This is a genomic window from Bradyrhizobium betae (assembly GCF_008932115.1).
Classification (GTDB): Bacteria; Pseudomonadota; Alphaproteobacteria; order Rhizobiales; family Xanthobacteraceae; genus Bradyrhizobium; species Bradyrhizobium betae.
Map to the genome: position 1 here is coordinate 647,189 of NZ_CP044543.1, position 22,989 is coordinate 670,177.

The 22,989-nt window shown below is 64.9% G+C and carries 22 protein-coding genes and 4 pseudogenes; 13 read left to right on the forward strand and 13 right to left on the reverse strand.

Annotated features, from left to right (window positions below; genetic code table 11):
• Position 1: 1 nt before the first annotated feature.
• Both F8237_RS03355 and F8237_RS03360 read right to left on the reverse strand, forming a co-directional pair.
• Entirely contained in the window at positions 2-1,312 is a 1,311-nt protein-coding gene (locus tag F8237_RS03355) for an ATP-binding protein (protein WP_162005854.1), read from the reverse strand.
• Complete coding sequence (locus F8237_RS03360; protein WP_151642394.1) at positions 1,309-1,971, reverse strand: response regulator transcription factor; 663 nt, start codon at positions 1,969-1,971, stop codon at positions 1,309-1,311. Before F8237_RS03360 ends, F8237_RS03355 begins: the two co-directional genes overlap by 4 nt.
• Before the next feature lie 227 nt (positions 1,972-2,198).
• Between F8237_RS03360 and F8237_RS03365 the strand changes: the two genes are divergently transcribed.
• From F8237_RS03365 to F8237_RS03375, 3 genes are all read left to right on the forward strand, one after another.
• Positions 2,199-2,948, forward strand: a complete 750-nt coding sequence (locus tag F8237_RS03365; RefSeq protein WP_151650446.1) for a COG4705 family protein — start codon at positions 2,199-2,201, stop codon at positions 2,946-2,948.
• Positions 2,949-3,010: 62 nt separating this feature from the next.
• Entirely contained in the window at positions 3,011-3,412 is a 402-nt protein-coding gene (locus tag F8237_RS03370; RefSeq protein WP_201280183.1) for a hypothetical protein, read from the forward strand.
• A gap of 69 nt (positions 3,413-3,481) precedes the next feature.
• A complete protein-coding gene (locus F8237_RS03375; RefSeq protein ID WP_151642395.1) occupies positions 3,482-4,273 on the forward strand; it encodes a COG4705 family protein in 792 nt (263 codons plus the stop codon).
• A 21-nt stretch (positions 4,274-4,294) separates the two neighbouring features.
• On the opposite strand, the gene F8237_RS03380 is transcribed toward F8237_RS03375, so the two are convergent.
• Positions 4,295-4,558, reverse strand: a complete 264-nt coding sequence (locus F8237_RS03380; RefSeq protein WP_151642396.1) for a hypothetical protein — start codon at positions 4,556-4,558, stop codon at positions 4,295-4,297.
• Positions 4,559-4,746: 188 nt separating this feature from the next.
• A complete protein-coding gene (locus F8237_RS03385) occupies positions 4,747-6,231 on the reverse strand; it encodes an aldehyde dehydrogenase family protein (RefSeq protein WP_162006343.1) in 1,485 nt (494 codons plus the stop codon).
• Positions 6,232-6,345: 114 nt separating this feature from the next.
• Between F8237_RS03385 and F8237_RS03390 the strand changes: the two genes are divergently transcribed.
• A complete protein-coding gene (locus F8237_RS03390) occupies positions 6,346-7,428 on the forward strand; it encodes a substrate-binding domain-containing protein (RefSeq protein ID WP_151642398.1) in 1,083 nt (360 codons plus the stop codon).
• Positions 7,429-7,506: 78 nt separating this feature from the next.
• The gene (locus F8237_RS03395; protein ID WP_151642399.1) at positions 7,507-7,881 is read left to right on the forward strand and encodes a winged helix-turn-helix domain-containing protein; all 375 of its coding nucleotides are present in this window, start codon (positions 7,507-7,509) and stop codon (positions 7,879-7,881) included.
• Positions 7,882-7,891: 10 nt separating this feature from the next.
• On the opposite strand, the gene F8237_RS03400 is transcribed toward F8237_RS03395, so the two are convergent.
• Positions 7,892-8,464, reverse strand: a complete 573-nt coding sequence (locus F8237_RS03400) for a hypothetical protein (protein WP_151642400.1) — start codon at positions 8,462-8,464, stop codon at positions 7,892-7,894.
• A 131-nt stretch (positions 8,465-8,595) separates the two neighbouring features.
• On the opposite strand from F8237_RS03400, the gene F8237_RS03405 reads away from it, so the two are divergent.
• Positions 8,596-9,534 carry a LysR family transcriptional regulator gene (locus F8237_RS03405; protein ID WP_151642401.1) on the forward strand — a complete coding sequence of 313 codons (939 nt, stop codon included), beginning with the start codon at positions 8,596-8,598 and terminating at the stop codon, positions 9,532-9,534.
• An 83-nt stretch (positions 9,535-9,617) separates the two neighbouring features.
• Positions 9,618-10,565, forward strand: coding sequence for a helix-turn-helix domain-containing protein (locus F8237_RS03410; protein WP_151642402.1), 948 nt, complete (start codon positions 9,618-9,620; stop codon positions 10,563-10,565).
• 10 nt (positions 10,566-10,575) lie between these two features.
• On the opposite strand, the gene F8237_RS03415 is transcribed toward F8237_RS03410, so the two are convergent.
• From F8237_RS03415 to F8237_RS03430, 4 genes and pseudogenes are all read right to left on the reverse strand, one after another.
• Positions 10,576-11,172, reverse strand: a complete 597-nt coding sequence (locus tag F8237_RS03415) for a TIGR00645 family protein (RefSeq protein ID WP_151642403.1) — start codon at positions 11,170-11,172, stop codon at positions 10,576-10,578.
• A gap of 34 nt (positions 11,173-11,206) precedes the next feature.
• A pseudogene (locus F8237_RS03420) lies at positions 11,207-11,798 on the reverse strand (TerC family protein).
• 6 nt (positions 11,799-11,804) lie between these two features.
• Positions 11,805-12,152: a hypothetical protein gene (locus F8237_RS03425; protein ID WP_151642404.1), complete on the reverse strand. Its 348-nt coding sequence runs from the start codon at positions 12,150-12,152 to the stop codon at positions 11,805-11,807.
• Between the two features lie 22 nt (positions 12,153-12,174).
• Positions 12,175-12,627 carry a TerB family tellurite resistance protein gene (locus F8237_RS03430; protein ID WP_151642405.1) on the reverse strand — a complete coding sequence of 151 codons (453 nt, stop codon included), beginning with the start codon at positions 12,625-12,627 and terminating at the stop codon, positions 12,175-12,177.
• 534 nt (positions 12,628-13,161) lie between these two features.
• On the opposite strand from F8237_RS03430, the gene F8237_RS03435 reads away from it, so the two are divergent.
• Together F8237_RS03435 and F8237_RS03440 are read left to right on the forward strand one after the other, a co-directional pair.
• Positions 13,162-14,922 (forward strand): MOSC and FAD-binding oxidoreductase domain-containing protein, encoded by a 1,761-nt coding sequence (locus tag F8237_RS03435; RefSeq protein ID WP_151642406.1) that lies wholly within the window; start codon positions 13,162-13,164, stop codon positions 14,920-14,922.
• 38 nt (positions 14,923-14,960) lie between these two features.
• A pseudogene (locus F8237_RS03440) lies at positions 14,961-15,548 on the forward strand (peroxiredoxin family protein).
• Here the strand turns inward: F8237_RS03440 and nhaA are convergent.
• Entirely contained in the window at positions 15,545-16,780 is a 1,236-nt protein-coding gene (gene nhaA, locus F8237_RS03445; protein WP_151642407.1) for a Na+/H+ antiporter NhaA, read from the reverse strand. The pseudogene F8237_RS03440 and the gene nhaA overlap by 4 nt on opposite strands.
• A gap of 201 nt (positions 16,781-16,981) precedes the next feature.
• On the opposite strand from nhaA, the gene F8237_RS03450 reads away from it, so the two are divergent.
• The 3 genes and pseudogenes from F8237_RS03450 to F8237_RS03465 all read left to right on the forward strand — a co-directional run bounded on the left by F8237_RS03450 (position 16,982) and on the right by F8237_RS03465 (position 20,699).
• Positions 16,982-17,809 (forward strand): class II glutamine amidotransferase, encoded by an 828-nt coding sequence (locus F8237_RS03450; protein WP_162005855.1) that lies wholly within the window; start codon positions 16,982-16,984, stop codon positions 17,807-17,809.
• A gap of 19 nt (positions 17,810-17,828) precedes the next feature.
• Positions 17,829-19,058, forward strand: coding sequence for a carboxylate-amine ligase (locus F8237_RS03455; RefSeq protein WP_151642409.1), 1,230 nt, complete (start codon positions 17,829-17,831; stop codon positions 19,056-19,058).
• A 502-nt stretch (positions 19,059-19,560) separates the two neighbouring features.
• Positions 19,561-20,699: pseudogene (locus F8237_RS03465) on the forward strand (hypothetical protein).
• Between the two features lie 43 nt (positions 20,700-20,742).
• On the opposite strand, the gene F8237_RS03470 reads toward F8237_RS03465, so the two are convergent.
• The 3 genes from F8237_RS03470 to F8237_RS03480 all read right to left on the reverse strand — a co-directional run bounded on the left by F8237_RS03470 (position 20,743) and on the right by F8237_RS03480 (position 22,216).
• Complete coding sequence (locus tag F8237_RS03470) at positions 20,743-21,363, reverse strand: general stress protein (protein WP_151642411.1); 621 nt, start codon at positions 21,361-21,363, stop codon at positions 20,743-20,745.
• Between the two features lie 13 nt (positions 21,364-21,376).
• Complete coding sequence (locus F8237_RS03475; RefSeq protein ID WP_151642412.1) at positions 21,377-21,712, reverse strand: hypothetical protein; 336 nt, start codon at positions 21,710-21,712, stop codon at positions 21,377-21,379.
• A gap of 300 nt (positions 21,713-22,012) precedes the next feature.
• Positions 22,013-22,216: a hypothetical protein gene (locus tag F8237_RS03480; protein WP_151642413.1), complete on the reverse strand. Its 204-nt coding sequence runs from the start codon at positions 22,214-22,216 to the stop codon at positions 22,013-22,015.
• A 593-nt stretch (positions 22,217-22,809) separates the two neighbouring features.
• On the opposite strand from F8237_RS03480, the pseudogene F8237_RS03485 reads away from it, so the two are divergent.
• Positions 22,810-22,983: pseudogene (locus F8237_RS03485) on the forward strand (alpha/beta fold hydrolase); the annotation flags it as partial.
• Positions 22,984-22,989 lie beyond the last annotated feature (6 nt).

The following is a 22,989-nucleotide window of genomic DNA, read 5'->3' on the forward strand; positions in this document are numbered from 1 at the left end:
GTCAGGCGATTGCCGCTGGCAGCTTGATGACGATCCGCAATCCGGTTCGCTCACCCTCCGTGATGTTCACGGCGTCGATCGACCCTCCGAGACGTTCGACGATCCGCTTGACGATCGAGAGGCCGAGACCGACACCCTCACCTTCCGGCCGCTGCCCACGGAAGAACGGCTCGAAGATCCGGTCGATCTCGTCGGGCGGCACGCCCGGTCCATTGTCCTCGATCTGAAGCACGGCCATCGCGCCGTCCCGGTAAATCGCCACATCGATCCTGCCACCCTGCGGCGTGAAACGGAGCGCGTTGTCGATGAGATTGCGGATCATGGCCGCGAGCATGACGGGCTCTCCGCGCACCGGAACGGACTCGGCCCGTTCGAAGCCGAGATCGACGCCGCGGCTGATCGCCTCCTGCAGGAGATCGGCGATGACCCCTCTCGCTGCACGATCGAGCTCCACCACATCCCATTGCACGCGTTCGGCAGGTGCAGCGTCGTGCCGCGCCAGTGCAAGCAACTGCTCCAGAAGGTGCTTGCTGCGGCGCATGCCCTGTCGAAGCGACGCTAGGCGCTCGCGCGCGGCCGGCGGCAATTCGACCTGGTCGAGATTTTCGGCTTGCAGGCTCATCGCCGTCAGCGGCGTGCGCAGTTCGTGCGCGGCGTCCGCGATGAACCGCCGCTGCTGCCCGATCATCTCGTGCATGCGCTGCAATAGCCCGTTGATCGAGGATACGAACGGCTTCAGTTCGCCTGGAAGGTCGCGGAGCGGCAAGGCCGTCATGTCGTCAGCGCGCCGGACGTCGAGCTCGTGCGCCAACCGGACCATGGGTCGAAGCGATCCGGCGATGACGAAGGCGATCACCAGCATCAGGCAAGGGATCAACGCCGCGATCGGAAGCACGGTGCGCAGCGCCATGTCACTTGCGATCTCATCCCTCACCCCCGTGCTCTGCGCCACCGCGAACCGGCTGCCGTCGGACCGCGTCTTCAGCACCACCCGGACCGGCTTTCCCTTCCGCGTCGCATCGCGCATTCCGTCCTGGAGCCGCCACAGCTGGCGGTCCTCGGGTGTGCCCTGCGGCGTCTGTCCCAATTCCATCAACCAGACTTCGGAGGCCTCATCGACCCCGTGGAGGTCCTGACCTCCCGTGAAGCCACCGCTCTGAACGAGGCCCGCGATCTGGATCAGCACGGAGTCCTGCGTCTCGATGGCTTCGTCAGCCGCCCACCGGTGCGCAAACACGCCTCCGATGAGGCCCGTGAGCAGGACAATCGTCGTCAAGCTGATGAACAGCCGGCCGCGCAGCGAGTTGATCATGGCGCGCGATCCACCATCCATCCCATCCCGCGCACGTTACGGATCGCCTCGTTGCCGAGCTTCCTTCGGATGGTGTGGATCAGGAATTCGACCGCATTGCTTTCGACCTCCTCGTTCCAGCCGTAGAGCTGCCGCTCGAGCTCGCTCCGCGACAGGATGGTGCCGGGCCTGGTCAGCAAGGCCTGAAGCAGCGCGAACTCGCGCGCGGTCAGGAGCGCGGTTTGACCACACAGCGACGCCTCTCGGGTCGCAGGATCGAGCGTGAGCTTGCCATTGCCAAGCACGGCGCTCGCGCCACTGCCCTCGCGGCGCAGCACCGCCCGCATGCGCGCCAGCAGTTCGCGGATCTCGAACGGCTTGACCAGATAATCGTCGGCACCGAGATCGAGGCCTTCGACCCTGTGGTCGACGCCGTCCCGCGCGGTGACGATGATGACGGGGCACTTGCAGCCATTCGCACGCAACTGCCGCAGGACATCGCGGCCATCCGCGTTCGGCAGCCCGAGATCGAGCAGCAGCACCTCGTAAGTCTCGCTCGCGGCAGCAAGCAGTGCGGTTTCGCCGTCCCTGACCCAGTCGACGGCATAGGCGGCATCTTTCAACGCCTGCTCGACGGCGGCGCCGACCATCCTGTCGTCCTCGATCAACAAAACCCGCAAAACGCGATCCTCGCACCCGCCGGGCCATCCGGCCGTCAAAATCATGCCGATTCCGACTTAGCGCAGAGTTAGCAAGCGCCGGCGGGACCAAATTGCGGCGAAGTTCGTCCTGCCCCGAAAATCCTCGTCCCTAAGCCGGGCCTAAGTCGGCTGCGCGACGGTCCCGCACCGTTTCGGTTTTGGGAGATTTGGGCGTGTCGCGATATTCAGGCTTTGGCGCAGGACGGATGCTGAACAAGGTCCCGGAGGTCACCGCGATCTTCTGGGCCATCAAGATCCTATCGACCACAGTCGGCGAGACCGGCGCCGACTACCTCGCCGTGCATGTCGGCCTCGGCGCCAGCCTGACCGCAATCTGCATGTCCGGCCTGCTGCTCGCCGCGCTGCTGGTGCAACTCAGCCGTCGCGCCTACGTCCCCTGGATCTACTGGCTGACCGTCGTCCTCGTCAGCATCGTCGGCACGCAGCTCACGGACCTTCTCACCGACAAGCTGGAGATCAGTCTCTACGTCAGCACCGCTGCGTTCGCCTGCGCGCTCGCGGCAACATTCGCAATCTGGTACGGCGCCGAGCGGACGCTGTCGATCCACAGCATCGTCACGACACGGCGCGAGCTGTTCTACTGGACGGCGATCCTGTTCACATTCGCGCTCGGCACCGCCGCAGGCGATCTGGCGACCGAAGCGCTGGGGCTCGGCTTCCAGCTCGGCGTCCTCGCCTTCGGCATGCTGATCGCGGCGGTGACGATGACCTATTACATGGGCGCCAATCCGGTCCTCACCTTCTGGCTCGCCTACATTCTCACCCGCCCACTCGGCGCCTCGCTCGGCGATCTGCTGTCGCAGTCGCGCGAGTACGGCGGCATGGGCCTCGGCACGATCCAGACCAGCATCGCCTTCCTGACCGTGATCATCGGCCTCGTCGCATGGGTGACGTTCGAGGGCGACGGCAGCCGCCGCGCCGATCCGGCGCAATAGCTTCAACCGCGAAATCTTCACCGCTCCCTGCATGGACGCAGGAGCACAGTAGGAGAAACCACATGATGAAATTCGTTACCGCCATCGCCGTCGGCCTGCTGACCACCTTCACGGCCGAACCGAACATGCATGCGAGCCAGCACTTCACGTTCGTGCCGCTGACGGAAGCCGCGACCGCAAAACTCGGCGACCTCACGCCGTTCCGGAGCATCGTGGTCGATGTCGCCGCGCTGATCGACAAGGGCGACCTTGCCGCCGCCAAGACCCGGATCAAGGATCTCGAGACCAAATGGGACGAGGCCGAAGCCGGCTTGAAGCCGCGCGCGGCGGCCGACTGGCACACCGTCGACAAGGCGATCGACCGCGCGCTGGAGGCATTGCGCGCCGGCACGCCGGATGCGGCCAAGTGCAAGCAGGCCATCATCGATCTGCTCTCGGTCATGGACAGCGCCGCCAAGGCCTGACGCTGCCCGCGCACCGTCGTTCAGTCAGCCGCGGGTCCAGGCCGCGGCTGATGCAGCGGAGAGGACACCATGGAAGACCAGACCAAGAGCGGCATCGTCAGCGACAGCAAGGTTCCGGAAGTCACACTCGGCTTCTGGATCATCAAGATCGCCGCCACGACGCTTGGAGAGACCGGCGGCGACACCGTGACGATGACGCTGAACTGGGGCTATCTCACAGGCACCGGCCTTTTTCTGGTCGCCATGATCGTCCTGGTCGCGGCGCAAATCCGCTCGCGCAGATTTCACCCCACGCTGTACTGGGCCACGATCGTCGCATCGACCACATTCGGTACGACCATGGCCGACTTCGCCGACCGCTCCCTTGGCATCGGATACACCGGCGGCTCGACCTTGCTGCTCACCTGCCTCGTGCTGGTGCTCGGGGTCTGGTATCGCACCGAAGGAACAATCTCGGTCAACAGCGTCAGCACGCCGCGCATCGAGGCGTTCTATTGGGGCGCAATCACGTTTTCCCAGACGCTGGGCACCGCGCTCGGCGACTGGATCGCCGACACCGGCAACATGGGCTACCGCGGCGGCGCGCTCATCTTCGGAGCGGGCCTCGCGATCATTGCCGTGCTCTACCTCTGGACGCGCATCTCATGTGTCACGCTGTTCTGGGTAGCCTTCATCCTGACGCGTCCCTTGGGTGCGACAGTGGGCGACTTCCTCGACAAGCCGCTCGATCATGGCGGCCTCGCCTTGAGCCGTCCGCTTGCCTCGGCCGTGATCGCGGCGTTCATGCTGGTGTGCCTGCTGCTGATCCCGCAACGCGCGGGGCAGCATCCCCGCGATCAAGAGGTGGCAGAGCAGGCCTGAGACGTCGATGGCGGCGTGACGTTAACGAATGATCGTCGTCAGAGACGAGTAACGCCTGTTCGGCCTGGCTTCGCTCGGCGCGAATTGCGCAAAGGCTTCGCTGACGCGCGCCGCCGGCGGCGTGTCGCCGGCGAAGCGAAATTCCTTCGGCCGCGGCGCGTAGGTGCTGGCGCTGTAATAGGCGTCGTCGAAACGCGCCTCGCCGACCCCGAACAATGCGTCGCACACGAACAGGAGCGCGTAGACTCCCGCGACCGCAGCGACGATCTCCCTGACAACTGACATGCTGATGCCCCACCCTTTGCAGGCAGCATGCACGCCGGTTGCAAAACCCAGGTTTAAGGCGCCGCGTGACTTGTCGGGAGGGTTTGCAGCCGCTGAGCGGATCGCGGACAATTTTATCGATCGTCAAAACCGAGCCCGCCTGACCGGACGGGTCAGGCGGGCTCCAGGACTGGCCGGCTCGGGAGGTGTCAGACGGCCAGATTCATCCACACCGCCTTGGGCTCGGTGAAATTGTCGATCGCGGCCGTGCCATGCTCGCGGCCGAGGCCGGAGTCGCGCTCGCCGCCCCAGGGCAGGCGCACGTCGGTATAACCATAGGTGTTCATCCAGACCGTGCCCGCGCGTGCCCGCTTGGCAAAACGCTGCAGCTTGCCGATGTCACGGCTCCACACGCCGGCGGCGAGGCTGTAGGCGGTGCCGTTGGCGATCCGCAGCGCATCGGCCTCGTCCTTGAACCTGATGACGCTGACGACGGGACCGAAGATCTCCTCCTGCGAAATCCGCATCTCGTGCGCGACATTCGCAAACACCGCCGGGCTGATGAAATAGCCGCGCTCGCCAACCCTCGCCCCGCCGGTCACGAGGCTCGCGCCCTCCTGCCGACCGATGTCGACATAGTCGAGGATCGACTTCATCTGCTTCTCGGAGATCACGGGGCCGAGCGCCGTCTTGCGATCGAGCGGGTCGCCCATCCTGAGCGACTTGGCCCGCGCCGCGATTCGTTCGACGACTTCGTCATAGGCCTTCTCCTGCACCAGCACGCGGGAGCCGGCCGAGCAGACCTGCCCCGCGTTGAAGAAGATGCCGGACGCCGCCGCCCTGGAGGCTGCTTCGAGATCGGCATCGTCGAAAATCACGTTGGCCGACTTGCCGCCGAGCTCGAGCGAGACGCGCTTGAAGTTGCCGGACGCGCCTTTCATGATTCCGCGGCCCACACCGGGCGAGCCGGTGAAGGTGACCTTGTCGACATCGGGGTGATTGACCAGCGCGTCGCCGACGACGCGGCCGGGTCCGGTGACGACGTTGAACACGCCCGGCGGAAGGCCCGCTTCGAGCGCGAGCTCGGCGATGCGCAGCGCCGACAGCGAGGTCAGCTCGGCCGGCTTCATCACGACGGTGCAGCCGCAGGCCAGCGCCGGCGCGAGCTTCCACATGCCGATCATCAGCGGGAAATTCCACGGCACGATCGCCGCGACCACGCCGACCGGCTCGCGCACGGTGTAGGTCAACGCGTCGTCGCGGACCGGCACGACGTCGCCGCTGATCTTGTCGGCCCAGCCAGCGTAATAGATCAGCGTGTCGATCGCAGCCGGAAAGTCCTGGCGCAGCGTCGCCGAGATCGGCTTGCCGGCGTCGATCGACTCGATCTCGACGATCTCGTCCGTGTGCTGCTTGAGCAGCTCCGCCCAGCGCAGCAGGATCTGGCCGCGCTTGGACGCGCGCATCGTGCGCCACGGACCTTCGAACGCCCGGCGGGCGGCGGCGACGGCGTGATCGACATCGGCCTCGTTGCCCTCGGCAATGATGGCGATCACCTGGCCGGTCGCGGGATTGAGGGATTTGAAGGTGCGGCCGGAGCTTGCGGGCACGCGGCGGCCATCGATGAGCAGGTCCTGGGGCCGGGCCATGAACTCGGCGGCGGGGGACCGCGCAAAGTCATATGCAATTGACATCATATTTCCTCCGTTTCTGGTATACCAGATTAGGAACGTATTGGCCGCAGTAAATATGATATGGTTTGCCTATGGGTGCTCTTCATATGAATTCTACTTCATAAAGTCTGTTGCATGCTCCAGATCGAGATCGAGGTTGTCTGGCGGTTTCACCGGGAGGGCAGCCCGCGCACGGCGGTCGTCATGCTCGGCGTCCTCAACGAGATCCGGAAGACCGGAAAGATCTCCAGCGCCGCTACCGATGCTCACCTCTCCTACCGCCACGTCTGGAATCTGATCGAGCAATGGTCCGAGTTCTTCGGCACGCCCCTGGTGGAAACCCGGCGCGGCAAGGGCACCAAGCTCACCGCATTCGGCGAGCGGCTGGTATGGGCGGGCGAGCGCATGCAGGCGCGGCTTGGCCCGCAGCTCGAAAATCTCGCGCAGGAGCTGGCCAGCGAGATCAAGCCGTTCCTCGAGCAGCGGCCGTCGGTGATCCGGGTCCATGCCAGCCACGGCTTTGCGGTGGCAAAACTGCGCGAATTCCTCGACCGCGAGCCCGGCATCGGCGTCGACCTGCGCTATGTCAGCAACCAGAATTCGCTGGTCTCGCTGGCGCAGGGCGCATGCGATCTCTCCGGCCTGCACCTGCCGCACGGCGCGCTGCGGGCACAGGGCATCAAGTCGGCGCGCGAATGGCTCGATCCGCGCGAGGATCGCGTCATCAGCTTCGTCACGCGCGAAATGGGACTGATGGTCGCGCGCGGCAATCCGCTTGGCATCCAATCGATCGAGGATCTCACCCGCTCCAAGGTGCGCTTCGTAAACCGCGACCACGATTCCGGCACGCGCCTGCTGTTCGATCAGCTGCTCGCCGCGAACCACATCGATGAGGCCAGGATCAACGGCGCGCAGCAGATCGAATTCACCCACGCCGCGGTCGCGGCCTATGTCGCGAGCGGCATGGCGGATGCGAGTTTCGGCGTCGAAGCCGCGGCCCGGCAATTCGGCCTCGATTTCATCCGGATTCTCACCGAGGATTATTTTTTCGTCTGCAAGCGCGCGTTCCTCGACACCGAGCCGATGCAGCGCATCCTGGAGATCATGCGCAGCGCCGATTTTCGCACCGCCGTCGGGAGCCTGCCCGGCTACGTCCCGTCGGATACCGGCGAGGTCACCGGCGTGAAGGCATTCCTGGAGAAGCACGCCGTGCGATGATGTGGCGGACCGCGCTTACCTTGTCCGCGACGGGCAGGAGTGGCAATCTCTGATGCAATTGACTCAAGAGACCCGATCATGTCGCGCGCGAGCGCAAGTTCAAGTCCCCAGCTGAGCATTCGCATCGATCTTGACGACCGGGGCCGTATCGGGCCAGGGAAGATCGAGCTGCTGGAGCAGATCCGGGAGCATGGCTCGATCTCGGCGGCCGGCCGGGCGATGGAGATGTCCTACAAGCGCGCCTGGGATCTCGTGGACGAGATCAACCGCATCTGCGGTCGTACTGCGGTCGAACCGCAGGCGGGCGGCAAGAATGGCGGCGGCGCGATGCTCACCAAGTTCGGCGCGACCCTGGTCGCGCGGTACCGCAAGATCGAGCGCGACGCCGCGCGCGCGGTGCGCAAGGAGCTGACAGCACTCAAGTCGGACATCGCACGCTCGCGGAAATCCTGACAGGCCCCGCTCAGATCGCCGGCTCGTCCTTCAGCGCCGAGATCACCTGCTCGCCTTGCGTCGTCAGGCGATAAGTCACCAGCGGACGGCTCGACGGCGGCTTGCGTGCGACTTCGACGACATAGCCGCGCACCATCAGGGCTTCGAAACTGCCGTAATAGCCGAACATGCTGATCTGGTTCTGCTTGAGCAGCTTGAACTCGCGCAAGAGACGAATCTCATTGCCCGACAGCAGCGACCGGCGCACGCGCTGCACGAAACTTGCGCGCTGCTCGAACCAGGCCTGATCGGGCAATTCGTGCGAGACCGGCGCCGGGTCGCGTTCACACGGGCGCGCGTCCGGCGCAGCTCCGACCGTGACCTCCGGCAGGCGCGGCATGCTGCTGACAACTGCGTCCCTGGCAATATCGAGCAACGCCAGCGGCCAGCGCCGCTTGTTGTCCACCATGACCGGCGGCGGCACGACATTGTCGCGCACCAATTGCTCGAAGCGGCCGGCGGTCACGCCGACATAGGCCGCGGCCCGGCGGCGGTCGACCATGCGGGTGTCCCGCACGACCTCGCAAGCAACGTTCTCGTCCACCCCAAAATCCCCTGGCGCCTCGTCGCGCAAGCCCGGCGGCGAACCTAGGGGGGACCGCCGCTCTCGAAAAGCAGAGAATTTCGCACATGTTGATGCCGTTTCGGCAACGGCTATAGTCGGACCGGGGTCCCCTGCGCTTTCACTCACCGTCGATCCAATATTTCCATGCGGTCCGCCGCACCGGCTCGATCCGGGCCGCGGCGCGTGTCCTGAACGTCGCCTCATCGGCGGTGAGCCGCCAAATTCTCAAGCTCGAACAAGAGGTTGGATCGCCCCTCTTCGAGCGCAATGCGCGCGGCCTGACGCTGACCACGGTCGGCGAGATGCTGGCCCGGCACGTCATGAACGTGCTTCAGGACCTCGACCGCTTCCGCTCCGACGTCGCCTCGCTCTCCGGCGCCTGGCACGGCACGGTCAGCATCGCCTGCATCGAGTCCCTGACCGAGTCGGTGCTGCCGGACCTGATCGCCTCGCACCGCGGCCGCGCCCGGCGCGTCAGCTTCACCACGGAGGTGAAGGGGTCCTCAGACGTGCTGGAAGCGCTCAGCCGCGGCGAGGCCGACATCGGCATCGCCATGGCGCTGCGGCATCCGCCGGACCTGCGCCAGGTCGCCTTGAAGCGGTTTCGCCTTGGCGCCGTCGTCGCCCGCGAGCATCCGCTGGCGCGTCGCAAGACGGTCACGCTGGCACAATGCCTCGCCTTTCCCGTCATCAACGCAATGCCGGAGCTGTCGATCTATCATTTGCTCCAGCCGCTGATCGCTCAGCTCCCGGAAACGCCGGAGCCCGCAATCCAGGCCAACTCGATCGACCTGATGCGCGAGCTCGCCGCGCGTGGCGCCGGCGTCGCCTTCCAGACCCAGCTCGGCATTGGCCGCCTGTCGCGCGAGAGCCAGCTCGTTTTCCTGCCGCTCGACAATGCCGGGAGCCCGGTCTGGTCGGACCTCGGCATCTATGTCCGTGCCGAGCGCACCCTGCCCGCCTACACCGAGTCATTTCTTCAGGAGCTCGTGAGTGAGCTCGGCGAGCGCGAGCGGCGCGAGAACGCGGCCTATCCGCATGTAGCGTGATGGCCTGACAGTAGTTTCCCGGGATAGGGCCGATGCTCGCCATCTGGTAACCTCTGCGCCCGCTCACTCCTGAGGAATTCAAATTGCCGTTAGCTCGGCTCAAGCCTTCGCGAGTCCTCGGCATCGAGCGTTTCACGGACTTCGGCGAATTTCGCGCCAACGAGGTGCTCGGCCTCGCCACCTCTACGCCGCTCCGTCCGCGTGAGTTCTCGCTGACCCGCGCCATCCTGCCGCTCCAGAACGGGCTCTTCGTGCTCCAGCGCGCCTTCGCACGCCAGCTCGAGCTCGATGTCGGCACCGATCAGGGCATGGGCCTCGTGGTCCCGTTCAGCTTTCACTCCCTCTACAACGGCCGCGAGATCGATAATTCGACGGTGAGCGTCGTACGCGGCAGGGTCCCGATCAAGTCTGTCGAGCCCCAGCCCAACACTTACCTGATGATGCGCTTCAACTCGGACATGCGCCATCGCGGCTGGGCGGACTACGACAGCGGGCTCGGCTTCTTCCGCACCCACGACGCGCCGATGGCACGGCTGCGCGCCACGATCCTGAACATGTTCTGCCTGGCCTCGGAACATGGCGAACCCCGGCAGTTCGAAGCGATCAACCGGCCGATCCAGGAAACCTTGCTCGACTGCCTCGACGCTGCGCTCGTGCCGGCGGACGGGCTGGCTGCGCGGCGCGGGTCGTTCGACAAGCACCGCAAGCTGATCGCGCGGCTCGACGAAATCGTCGCGCTGTTCGGCAGCAAACCGCTCTACAGCGACGACCTCGCCCGCGCGCTCGGCGTCTCCGTGCGCACGCTGCAGACCGCAACGCACGCCGTGCATGGCGTCAGCCTGCATCACTATCTCAGGCTCAAGCGGCTGTGGTCCACCCGCATCCAGCTGATGACCGGCGGCGCCGGATTGAGCGTCAAGGCCGCGGCGCTCGGCAACGGCTTCTGGCACCTCGGCGACTTCTCGCGGGGTTACAAGATGACGTTCGGCGAGGCGCCGTCAGAGACGCTGGCGCGGGGCCGGCGTCTCTGAGCGCGCCCGCTCAGCCGTGATTGGACTCCTTGCGGTGCCCGTGCCCGTGTCCGCTCTCGCTGAGACGGTCGACCCAGGCGATGCCGACCGCGGAGATGATGAAGGTCAGGTGGATCAGCACCTGCCACATCACGCCGCTTTCGGTGAAATTGCTCCGCGTCGTGCCGAGATTGCCGGCCTCGATGAAGGTCCGCAGCAGCGAGATCGAGGAGATGCCGATGATCGCCATCGCCAGCTTGATCTTGAGCACGCTGGCATTGACGTGGCTCAGCCATTCCGGCTCGTCGGGATGGCCGTCCAGGTTCAGGCGCGAGACGAAGGTCTCGTAGCCGCCGACGATCACCATCACCAGCAGGTTGGAGATCATGACGACGTCGATCAGTCCGAGCACGACCAGCATGATCTGCTGCTCGCTGGCGTCGAACGAGTGCAGAACCAGGTGCCAGAGCTCCTTCAGGAACAGGAACACATAGACGGCTTGCGCGACGATGAGGCCGACATAGAGCGGCACCTGCAGCCAGCGGGAGCCGAAGATCAACTGGGCGAACGCGCCGATTTGCGGCGGCGGCAAAGGCGCAGCAGACGGTGCTTTGGGTTCAGACGTCATTGATCACTCCGGAGTGCGGTCAGAAAACGTCACCTCAGAGACTCGCGATCACAGGCGCAAGCTCGAGCGAGCCCCGATAGATCATTTCGAAGGCGACGTAAACGATGATGGCGAGACCGACATAGGCGATCCAGCGCTGCTTCTGGAGCACGCGGCCAAGCAGGTCGGCGGCCACGCCCATCAACCCGACCGACAACAGCAGGCCGAAGGCGAGGATATAGGGATGCTCGCGCGCGGCCCCGGCGACCGCAAGCACGTTGTCGAGCGACATCGAGATATCGGCTGCGACAATCTGCGCCGCCGCCATGGCTGAACGCAAGCTCGCTGGACTGTGCGGCCTGCTCGCGCAGCTCGCGCCACATCTTCCAGCAGACCCACAGCAGCAGCACGCCGCCGGCCTGCAGCAAGCCGATCACCTGCAGAAGCTGGGTCGCGACGCCGGCAAAGACGATGCGCAGGGCGGTTGCTGCAATGATGCCGACGACGATGGCGCGGCGGCGTTGCTCGGCCGGCAGGCCCGCGGCAGCAAGGCCGATGACCACGGCGTTGTCGCCGGCCAGCACGAGATCGATCAGGATGACCTGGAGCAGCGCGGACAGCGCGTCGGCGGTGACGAATTCAAACATGTTTGATCATTTTTTCGGTAAGGACGGATCGAGCCAATGCGGCTTCTTTCGCTCGATCCAGTCGAAGACCTTTGAACGGGAGGAGCGCAATGCGGGCACGTCTTCGGCCAGCAGCGCAAGCCCCAGCGGCAGCATCCAGACGCCGAGCACGGGCAGGAACGACAGCACGCCGCCGACGACGAGCAGCGTCCCCGAAGGGATCCTCACCCAGCGGCTGGACGGTTTGAGCAGATAGGAGACGGTGTCGCCCACACGGGACGGCATGCGATCGACCAGCTTGTCGAGGCGCGGGTCGCCGCCGGCCATCTGGCCGGTGCTGCGCTTGGTTCTACGTTCGTCCGATGCTGCGCTCATGTTTGCTCCATCAAGCGGTGCGCTATTCGGCGCGCACCGCGTTCGGCGTGACCTGCTTGGCCCGTGGCAGCACCAGCGTCAGCAGGCGCAACAGCTTGATCGCCTGCACCTCGTGGGGATGCACGTCCTCGTCCGCGGCCGCAACGCGCTCCGACAGCTCCATCAGATGCGACGAGAGCGGAAGATTCGAGACTGGCCGCAGCGTATCGATCACCACGTTGGCAAAGTCCGGCTCCTCGAGTCGTTCCGCCAGTTCGTCGAATATCGCAAACAGCCGATCGTCGCTCATGTGCGGCGCCAATCCGCGATCCCTGATGAAACGGACCACCTCGTCGCGCTCGACCGGCGAGACGCGGCGGTCGGCGACCGCCACAAGCGCGCCGGCAATCACCAGCACGACCGCAGCCTGCTCATTGAGGCGGGACGGTTCTGTGATCTCGGGTTCGGTCGGATTGGAAAGGGCGGCGTCAGACATCGGTGCTCCTCAGTTGCGAAATGACCGCGCGGAGCTGCGATGGGGACGATTGGGTCGGAGGGAACAGAGAAGGCCCGACGATCGGCCAATCCATCGCATTCGCGCGGGACAGGTCATCCGACATCGCGAGGTTCGCTGACATCGTCAGCGGCCTCGCCAGAGGGGCCCGGATTCGTGTTCGTTCCAGACATAAAGATGGGGCCGCCGGAATCAAGGCGGCAGCCGTGCGACCAGCCGCCGCATCGGGTTCCATGGTGCTGCGTTTGGTAAAGCAATGGTGCGCGTGTCCCGGACGCGCTGCAGCGTGCAACGCTGCTGCGCAGAGTCGGGACCCAGGAGGCGACGGAGGCCGCTGCTACATGGGCCCCGGCTCTGCAGCGCATCGCCAAGTGGCGCTGCGCTGCGTCCGGGGCACGAGGCCATCGCAGCGTCGCTCGCAACGTCTAACAACGGCTAACGAGCCAGCGATCTGATTTGGATGCAGATTGGCTGGGGCGCCCCGCTATATCGGGCCGCACACAGGAGCGTGAACCGATGGCACGGTTGCTTTCAGTAAATGTCGGCCTGCCGCGCGACGTCGCGTGGCAAGGCAAGACCGTCCATACGGGCATCTGGAAAACGCCCGTCGAAGGCCCGCGAATGGTGCGCCGCCTCAACATCGATGGTGACGGCCAGGGCGATACGGCGGGTCATGGCGGCGAGCAGCGCGCCGTCTACGTTTACCAGCAGGAGTCCTGTCTGTTCTGGCAGAAGCATCTGGGCCGATCGAACCTCGTCCCCGGTCAGTTCGGCGAGAATTTGACAGTCGATGGCCTCGCCGACACCGAGGTCTGCATCGGCGACTGCTACAGGATCGGCTCTGCCCTGCTCGAGGTGACGCAGCCGCGCGTCACCTGCTACCGGCTCGGCATTCGCTTGGAGGAGCCGGATATGGCCGCGCTGCTCGTCAAGCACGGCCGGCCCGGCTTCTATTTTCGCGTGATCGAGGAAGGCAATGTCAGGGCCGGTGATGAGATCACGCAGGTCGCCGCGGGCCCCGAGCGCATGAGCGTGTCCGACATCAATGCATTGCTCTATCTGCCGCCTCACCCGCGCGACCACCTCGAGCGCGCACTGCGGATTCCCGCGCTGAGCCGCGGCTGGCGACATTCGTTCGAGGCGTTGCTCGCGCAGCAGCGCAAGGACAAGACAGTCGCGGGAAATGCCGGGCTTGGCCCAACGGCAAGCCCGGCTCCGGCCTGGCGCGGCTTCCGACCGTTTCGCGTCGCGCGCAAGACCGCCGAAAGCGACACCGTGACGTCGCTGACCCTCGATCCCACGGACGGACATCCCGTCGCCGCCGCCCTGCCCGGCCAGTTCATCGTAGTGCGGCTCGGGCCGTCGGCGGCACCTGCGATGACACGCAGCTATTCGCTGTCGAGCCGCTCCGATACCGCGTCCTATCGCGTCAGCATCAAGCGGGAGTCACACGGGGCGGCCAGCCGATATATCGCCGACGAGCTCCGGATCGGCGACGTCGTCCAGGTCGGCGCGCCGCGCGGCAGTTTCACGCTGCGTCAGGACGCGCGGCCGATCGTCTTGCTGAGTGCCGGCATCGGCGCGACGCCGGTGCTCGCCATGCTCCAGTCACTCGCCGCGGAAGGCGCCACACGAGAGGTTTGGTGGCTGCATGGCACCCGCAACGGTCGCGAACATGCATTCGCCGCGGAGGTGCGCGGGCTGCTCGCTGGGCTCGCTCACCATCGCAGCCACAACTGCTACAGCGCGCCCGATCCCGGCGATCGTGCCGGCACGGATTTCGACTGCACCGGGCATCTGGATGCGGGCTTGCTGCAGCGGCTCGACGTGCCGCGCGACGCTGACTTCTATATCTGCGGGCCGGCTGCATTCACGACCGACCTTGCGGCGGGTCTCGGCGCGCTAGGCATCGGGCCGGATCACATCTTCACCGAGCTGTTCGGCACCAAGCCTTCACTGACGCCGGGCATTGCAGCCGCGCCGAAGATCGCAGCACATCTGCCGGCCGGAGCCCCCGGCCCGGGTCCGATGGTGTCGTTCGTCCGCAGCGGCCTGAATGTCCGCTGGGGGCCGTCCTATGCCAGCCTGCTCGAGCTCGCCGAAGCGTGTGACGTGCCGGTGCGCTGGTCGTGCCGGACCGGCGTGTGCCACAATTGCGAGAGCGGGCTCATAGCCGGCGACGTCAGCTATGCGCCGGATCCGCTCGACCCACCGGCGGACGGAAATGTGCTGATCTGCTGCGCACGGCCGCAGGGCGACGTCGTCATCGATCTGTGAAAGCGTCGGCGTATTCAAAACTGACATGGGAGGGCTTGATGCGTACTGACATGTTGCCGGGAGTGGCTTTTCCGGATTACGAGCTCAGCGACCATACCGGCAAACACCGCAAGCTCTCGGAGCTGCAAGGAGGCGACCCCACGGTGGTCGTTCTCGGCCATGGCGGCTTTTGTCCAAAGCAGGCCGAAGGACTGCTGCAGCTCCATCGGGAGATGGAAGTCGGCTATTGCCGGATGGTGACGATCACGACCGACAATATCACCCAGACGAACGAGTAACGCAGCGGCGTCGGGGCGCACTGGCCCTTCCTGTCCGATTCCCGGCGGATCGTTCAGAAGGATCTCGACATCGCCGAATACACCGATCCCGTCCACAATCCGATGATCCCGCATGTCGTCGTGCTGGAGCCCCGCCTCGTCATCCACAAAGTCTACAACGGCTACTGGTTCTTCGGACGTCCGACCGTCGAAGAGCTTCGCCAGGACCTGCGGGCCGTCACCATGAAATGCCGCCCGGATTGGGACATCACGGCCCCCGGTCTCAAGACGCTCTGGGACCAGGGCCGCAAGGAGCACTTTTATCCCTACGGCAAGGCTTACGTCGAAACTCTCGGCGAACGGGATTAGCCCTCGGCCTCGTTGCGCCAGCGCTGGGCGTATTCCGCGCCCCATCCGAGGCCGAGCGTCACGGAAATCAGCGAGCCGAGCAGCACGCCGAGCTTCGCGGCATCCAGCAGTCTGTCGTCGGTGAACGCGAGCATCGCGATGAAGATCGACATGGTGAAGCCGATGCCGGCCAAAAGCCCGATCAGGCAAACGCCGCCCCATGACACGCCGGGAGCGAGGCGGCACCAGCCGGTGCGCACCGCCAGCCACGTTGCACCGATCACACCGACCGGCTTGCCCGCACACAGGGCCAGCGCGACACCGAGTGTCACGAACTGTGCGCCGCCGGAGAGCTCCGTGCTCGCGAAGCCGACCCCGGCATTCGCGAGCGCGAACAGCGGCATGATCCCGTAAGCGACCCAGGGATGCAGCGCGGTCTCGACACGCATGACGGGCGGGACGATCTCCGGGCTGGCCGACCGCACCGGCGTGATCAGGCCAAGCACGACACCGGCCAGCGTCGGATGAACCCCGGCCATGAGGAAGCCCGCCCAGACGATGAACGCCGGTACGACATAGGCATAAGCAGAGTTGAGCCCGAACCTCTGAAAGCCGAATGCAAGGACGACCCCGAGCGCCGCGACGGCGAAGCCGGTGGAATCGAGTCCGCTGGTGTAGAACGCAGCGATGATGAGTACCGCGATGATGTCGTCGATGATGGCGAGCGCCAGCAAAAAGACCCGCACATTGCCCGGGATCGATTTTCCGAGCAGCGCGAGCACGCCGACGGCGAAAGCGATGTCGGTTGCCGTCGGGATCGCCCAGCCTTGGCTGCGCCCGGGAGCGGCGTTGAAGCTCAGGTAGATCAGCGCGGGAACGACGACACCGCCGACAGCGGCGAGCACTGGCAGAATGGCCTGATCAAACCGGCTCAGTGCGCCCTCGTGGATCTCGCGACGGATCTCCATGCCGACGACCAGGAAGAAGATCGTCATCAAGGCGTCGTTGATCCAGAAATGCAGCGGCCTCTCGAAGGCGAACCCGCCAAGGCGAAGCGGAATCTCCAGGTGCCAGAGATCATGATACGAATGGGCGAAGGGTGAGTTGGCCCAGAGCAGCGCGGCCGCGGCGGCCACGAGCAGCACGATGCCGCTGATGGCCTCGACATGCAGGAATTGCTGGAGTGTGGAAAGCGCCCGCTCAACGAAAAGAGGTGTTTTGGGCAGGTCCCCGCCGGGCAGCTGGTCGTTCATGGGCACACGCATCCTGCGTGGCGGCCCGACCATCGCTTGACCTGTCGCTGCCACATGCAGCGAGCACCCGGACCCGTTCTACACGGCGCCGGGCGTAAGGCAACCCTGCTCCACGCGCATATGCGTCCAGCCCATGCGGCGGGAACTCCGGAGCGGCAAGGATCGTTGGTGCACCTCACGACACATTCTGACGGGAACCCCATGTGCCGCTGGATCGCATACCGGGGCGAGACGACCTCGTTCGAGCCTTACGTCACCGAGCCCGAGCATTCGCTGATCGCGCAGAGCATCCGCTCGCTGCAATCGACAGCGGGCTCGAATGGTGATGGCTTCGGTCTCGGCTGGTACGGCGAGCACCCGGAGCCTGGGCTTTATCGCGAGACGCGCCCCGCCTGGTCGGATGAAAACCTCCGCTACCTCTGCCGCCATCTCCGCTCGCACCTGTTCTTCGCCCATGTGCGCGCCGCCACCGGCACGGCGGTCACGCGGCAGAACTGTCATCCCTTCGCCTGCGGCCAGTGGATGTTCATGCACAACGGCTTCATCGGCAGCTGGAATCGCCTGCGTCGGAAGGTCGAGGCGCTGATCCCCGATGCCTATTATCCGTCGCGTTTGGGCTCGACGGACTCGGAAGCCGTGTTCCTCGCCATCATGGGCGCCGGTCTCGACAGCGACCCGGTCGGCGCGACGCACCGCGTGCTGCAATCGCTTGCTGGCCTTGTCAACGAAGGCGAACACCGCGAGCGGCTGCGCTTCACCAGCGCGATCGCGAACGGTCGCGATCTCTACGCCTTCCGCGTTTCGGTCAACGATGCCGCGAACACGCTGTATTTTCGCGAATCCGGCGGCCAGGTCGTCGTCGTGTCCGAGCCGTTCGACAAGGAAACGGACTGGACCGAAGTGCCGCCCAATCACGCTCTAATCGCGCGCGCGTCCGAAAGCGTGAAGATTGTTCCGTTCGACCTTGCAATTTCCAGTGTGTCCGGCGCGGAACCCGCCTCCGTCAGGAGGATTATCGCCCGCAGGTAATACCATCGCCGGGTGGACAATGACATTTGCTTCGGACGTTTTGAAACTGCTGCGCCTCGATTCCTCCGACGACAAGCAGCACCTCGTCATTCGCTCGGCCGGCGGCCGCGGCAAGGCGGCCGAATATTCGTTCGGCATCGAGGAGGAATACTTCCTCGCCGATCGCCGCAGCTTTGAGGTCGCGATCGAAACGCCCAATGCGCTGTTCGAATCGGCGAACTGGTCCACCGGCGGCCAGGCCATGCGCGAGATGCTGCAATCCCAGCTCGAGGTCGCCACCAACGTTCACGTCGACGTCAATGACGCACGGGAAGAGCTGAGGTTCCTGCGCCGCGAGGTCGCCAACGTCGCCGCGCAATACGGCTTCGTCATCATGGCCTGCGGCACCCACCCGACCGCGGTCTGGCGCATGTCGCAGCCGAGTCCGAAGCCGCGCTACGAGGAGATGATCGAGGATCTGCGCAGCATCGGCCACCGCAACATGATGTGCGGCATGCATGTGCACGTCCAGTTGCCGGATCCCGAAAGGCGGATGGCGGTGATGCGGGCGATGCTGCCGCATCTGCCGCTGTTCATCGCGCTGGCCGCGTCCTCCCCGTTCTGGAATTCCCACAAGACGGGACTGAAGGGCTACCGGCTGGCGGCCTATAGCGAGCTGCCGCGCACCGGCATGCCCGAATTGTTCGAGAACAGGCAGGACTACGACGCCTATATCGGCGCATTGCAGCGCTCGGGCGCGATCCCCGACGAGAGCCACATCTGGTGGGCGATGCGTCCGTCCATGAAGCATCCGACGCTCGAGCTTCGCACGCCCGACACCTGCACCTTCGTCGATGACGCTATTGCCATAGCCTCGCTCTATCGCTGCCTGACGCGGCACCTCTATCTGCGGCCTCATCTGTCGAAGGAGGTCACCGTGGTCGAACGCGCGATCGCGGTCGAGAACAAATGGCGCGCCCAGCGCTATGGCACCGACTGCATCTTTGCGTCCAAGGATGGGCCGGTCACGATCTCCGAACTGCTCACACGCATCATCGACGACACCGCCGAGGACGCCGCCGCGCTGAACTGCGCCTCGGAGGTCGAGCATTGCCGGACCATCGTCGAACGCGGCAGCTCGGCCGAGTTCCAGCTTCGCGCCTACCGCGAAAACGGCGACGACATCGCATCGGTGTCACGATGGATTGCTACAGCTACGATCTCGGGAACGAGCGCTCCGATCGGGCGCAGCGTTCAGGCGCCGACATAGCGTCCGCACAAGCTTCGAAAACGATAAGGGCGCTGCGGAGTTTGCCGTGGCGTGGAGGAACGCATGACCGACATCACCTGTTGCGCTGGCTGTGGCCACAGCCTGGTCCCCATGCTGACCAGGAAGGGCTCGACGGAGTTCAGCTGCCTCTGGTGCGAAGGCATCGACGCACGGGCAATGGACATGGCGAAGTGGGCGGACAGCCCGACCGGCAAGCCCCAACGGTCCTCGGCTGCACATCCCCCATCACGCCTGCCGCCAAATTAGACAACCGGCGGCACATCCGGGGGATCGCACCGCTTGCAAAGCGAGCAAATCGTCCGGCGAATCGGTCGACCTAACTACCGGTGCAACCACCGGATTTTGCTTGCTCCGCGATGGCGCGCGGGCCGTCCCATCGCTGGAACCGAACTGGCCCAGAATTCGCAACGCGGCATTCAGACCTTCAGTCTCCGCTGCCCGCCAGATCGCGCGCGGATGACCGGCCAGATCGGAGAATGCCATGAACGTGCATGCTGCCGCCGATATCAAATTCACCGGACTCACCCGCCCGAACGGCGCGCCGCTTCGCCTCAACGACCAGGATTTCGTCGCGATCGACCGCGACAAGAATGCGAAATATGAGGCGACCTACCGGCCGCAGGCACTCTACAACCGCGCCAATGAAGGCTTTCACGCCAACAACGAAACCTTCCTGCTGCACGAGGTCGCCACCAACCTGCCGATCTACCGCCCCGACACCGGCCCCACCGATTTCCATCTTCATCTGCCGCCGGGCGGCTTTCAGCTCGTGCTGGTCACCTCGGGCGCGTTCACCTTCGACTACGACGGGCGCTTCTACAATGTCGGCCCCGGCGCGGTGATGCTGCAAAGCGCGATCGTGCACCGCCAGCTGTTCTACACCTGGTCGGGACTGTCGACCGAAGAGAACCTGAAGACGGCGCAGACCGTGGTGCCGGACCCGATCTCGATGGGCTATTCGAGCAAATTCCTCGAAGCCTTCATCACCGACCCCACGACCTTTCCGAACCCCACGATCGTGGGTCCGGACCAGATCAACGAGGCCGAGACGCCGCGCGTGGCCTGGAATCATCCGTTGCATGATCGCCCGACCGATGCCGGCTTCTGGCTGCAGGACCCGCTGGCGCTGGATGCGCTGTTCAAGCCACTGACCGACAATTCGGTCAAATCGGCCCTGCCGGTCTATGTGCGCGATATCGGCATCGAGATTCCGAGTGGCCATCTCGTCACCGGCCACATCATCGCAACCGACCCGCGCGGCCAGTCGCTGCTGCCGAAGAGCACGTCGATCGCCGCGGACACCGCCTTCTTTGCCAAGGGCGAGGTCGTGATCTATCGCGTCATTCGCGGCACGGCCGAGTTCAGGAAGAGGTCCGGCGAGAGCTTTGAACTCTCCGCCGGCGATGTCGTAACGGCGGGCAAGGAGTCGGTCAGCCTCATTGGCCTCGGCGAAAACACCCAGGTGCTCAGGCTCGGCTGCTCAAGGGCATGAACGAGCTGCGCAGCTGGACCCCGACGCAGCGTGACGAGATCGACGGCCTCGCCGGCCAGATCATCACGCAGAGGGACGTTCGTCCCCTGCGCACCGAGGGCAAGCCGGTCGGGTATCTGTACGGCTAGCGCAAAAAGAACGGCCCGCCGAAGCGGGCCGCCGAACTCTCATTTAGCGGAGCGATCCGCCGTAGAGCTGCCGCTCCTTGCGAACTTCGTCGGCGCCATAAGGCTTGCTGGCGGGGTCGAAGGACTTCCACCCGGCCTTCTGCCAGGCAGCGCTACGGTCGCGCAAATCGACCGACGACTCGTTCAGGATTGTGTCGAGGCGCGCGCGATCGGCCTCCGCAACGCGCGCGGACACCAGCGTGCCTCCACGACGAACGCCCTCGGCATAAGAGTCAGCATCCTCCTTGGAAATGCCGGCTTCAGTCAGCGCCCCAACGACGCCGCCGGTTGCAGCGCCTGCAGCCGCGCCGACGGCAGTCGCAGCGAGCCAACCTGCTGCGACGACAGGACCGAGGCCGGGGATCGCGAGAAGGCCGAGACCGGCCAAAAGGCCGGCGGTGCCGCCCACGCCCGCACCGATGCCAGCGCCCTTGCCCGCACCTTCGGCGCGGTCGTCGACACCGTCGCGGTCACGATCCACCTTCTTGTCGGTATTGAACCAGCTGTCCGAATTGTTGGCGACGATGCTGATGTCCGAGTGCGGCACGCCGGCAGCTTCGAGCCGCTGAACCGCCTGCTGCGCATTGGTGTAGTTATCGTAAAGACGAGAGATTGTAACGGTCATTTTGATTCCTTGCTTACTTGGCCGAATTGACGTTGCCCTGGAAGTCGACGCTGACCGCAGTGGCTGATCCGCCCTTGCTGGCCTGGCCGCGCCACACACCCTTGTCGTCCTTCTTCAGTGCGGTGACGTTGGCGTAGCCGGCGTCCTCGATCTTGGACTTGGCCTGACCTTCAGTGAAACTGTTGCGACCCGCGACAGGCGCATCGGAGTTGTTCTGACCTGGACTGTTGACCGCGTTGTTGTTCGGCCCAGACTGCGCCGGCGGATTCTGCGCTGAAGCGGGGGCAGCTACGAAAGCCGTGGCCGCGGCGAATAAAGATATGCAAACGAAAAGTGTCGGGCGCTTCATGATTGTCTCCAGTGACTAAGGACTGAGCCAAGCTCCCAACGGAGCTTTCGTTCCTACGCCGCGCTCCGAGACATCGCCTGCGCGATTAAACTCTAAACGGCGCGACATCTCCACGCCGGTTGATGCCGCATCCCGCGTTGCGCACGCTGTTCACGTCGAATCGTCAATGAGGCCTCAATCGGACCCCCGGAGGTTCGTTCCTAAACATTCAGCAAAAGATCCAGGGGGCCGGCGAGGCATCGGCGATTTTAGCCTAGTCCCGAGCAGGTATGTGTCGGCACGCCGCAGAAAGCGCATTGCCTAGGTTGGAAGCCGCCGTGCGGGAGACGTCAAGCACGCGTTGATATCGGCAGCCATCTTGTTGCGATGCGCCTTCTTCAAGAGCGCCTCCCGTTCTGCACCGGGCTCGAGGCATGAGGCCTGTTCAAGCAGCCTCGATGCATCCGCCGCGAGACGTTCGGCAAGTGAATCAACCTGGCGTACGCGATTGCGCTTCTCAGTCATGACGAAATCTCCCCGAGATGCGGCAACATCGACACATCTTCCCAGCGCACTTTGCGACTGAGGTCGCGAGACCGGTGGCATCGTGCCGTCGAGCCAATCCTGCGTCTGCGCAAGAGCCGCCGATACCCTCGATGTGGTGTCTCGAATGACGTTCGCCAGTGCGCGCCCCCGAGAAACCGCTCTTGGCAGCACTAAGTTAGGAACAACTCTCCTTCGCTCCAGTTGCGCCTGCATGACATGATCCGTGAATGCGCATGCGACGACGTCCGGGCCCACAATGCTCCCGGCCCCAAGAATACGAATTCCAAGAATACGAAGCCGATCCGTGCTCCATGGTGCCGATCCAGCCGGCCTCGAAAACGCGCCCAGGCACGGCACTCTCCCCCGACAGAGGCCCGCGTCATCAAGGTCGTGACGAGACCGGGACGGTATTCCGGCGTCGACTCCTGCTCTCCAACAGCTGGCTCCCGCCAGCGAAAGTGCACATGCGCATCCTGAAAAGACGCTCGCCGTCGTTGGCGACCATGACTCTTCGTGCTCTCGCGGACTATCCCATCACCTCCGCCCTCGTCGCAACGGCCGGCCTGATGGCTGCCGGCGAGGACGATCGCCTCATCGACATCGACGAGCAGTCCGGCCGGCTGCATGACGAAATCAAGCACAGCAAGATGCGCCGCGTCCCGAATGCGGGTCACATGATCCAGCAATCGGATACGGCCGATCTGATGGCTGCGGTCGACGAGGCCGCGGCGGAAACGCTGCATTGACTCGCT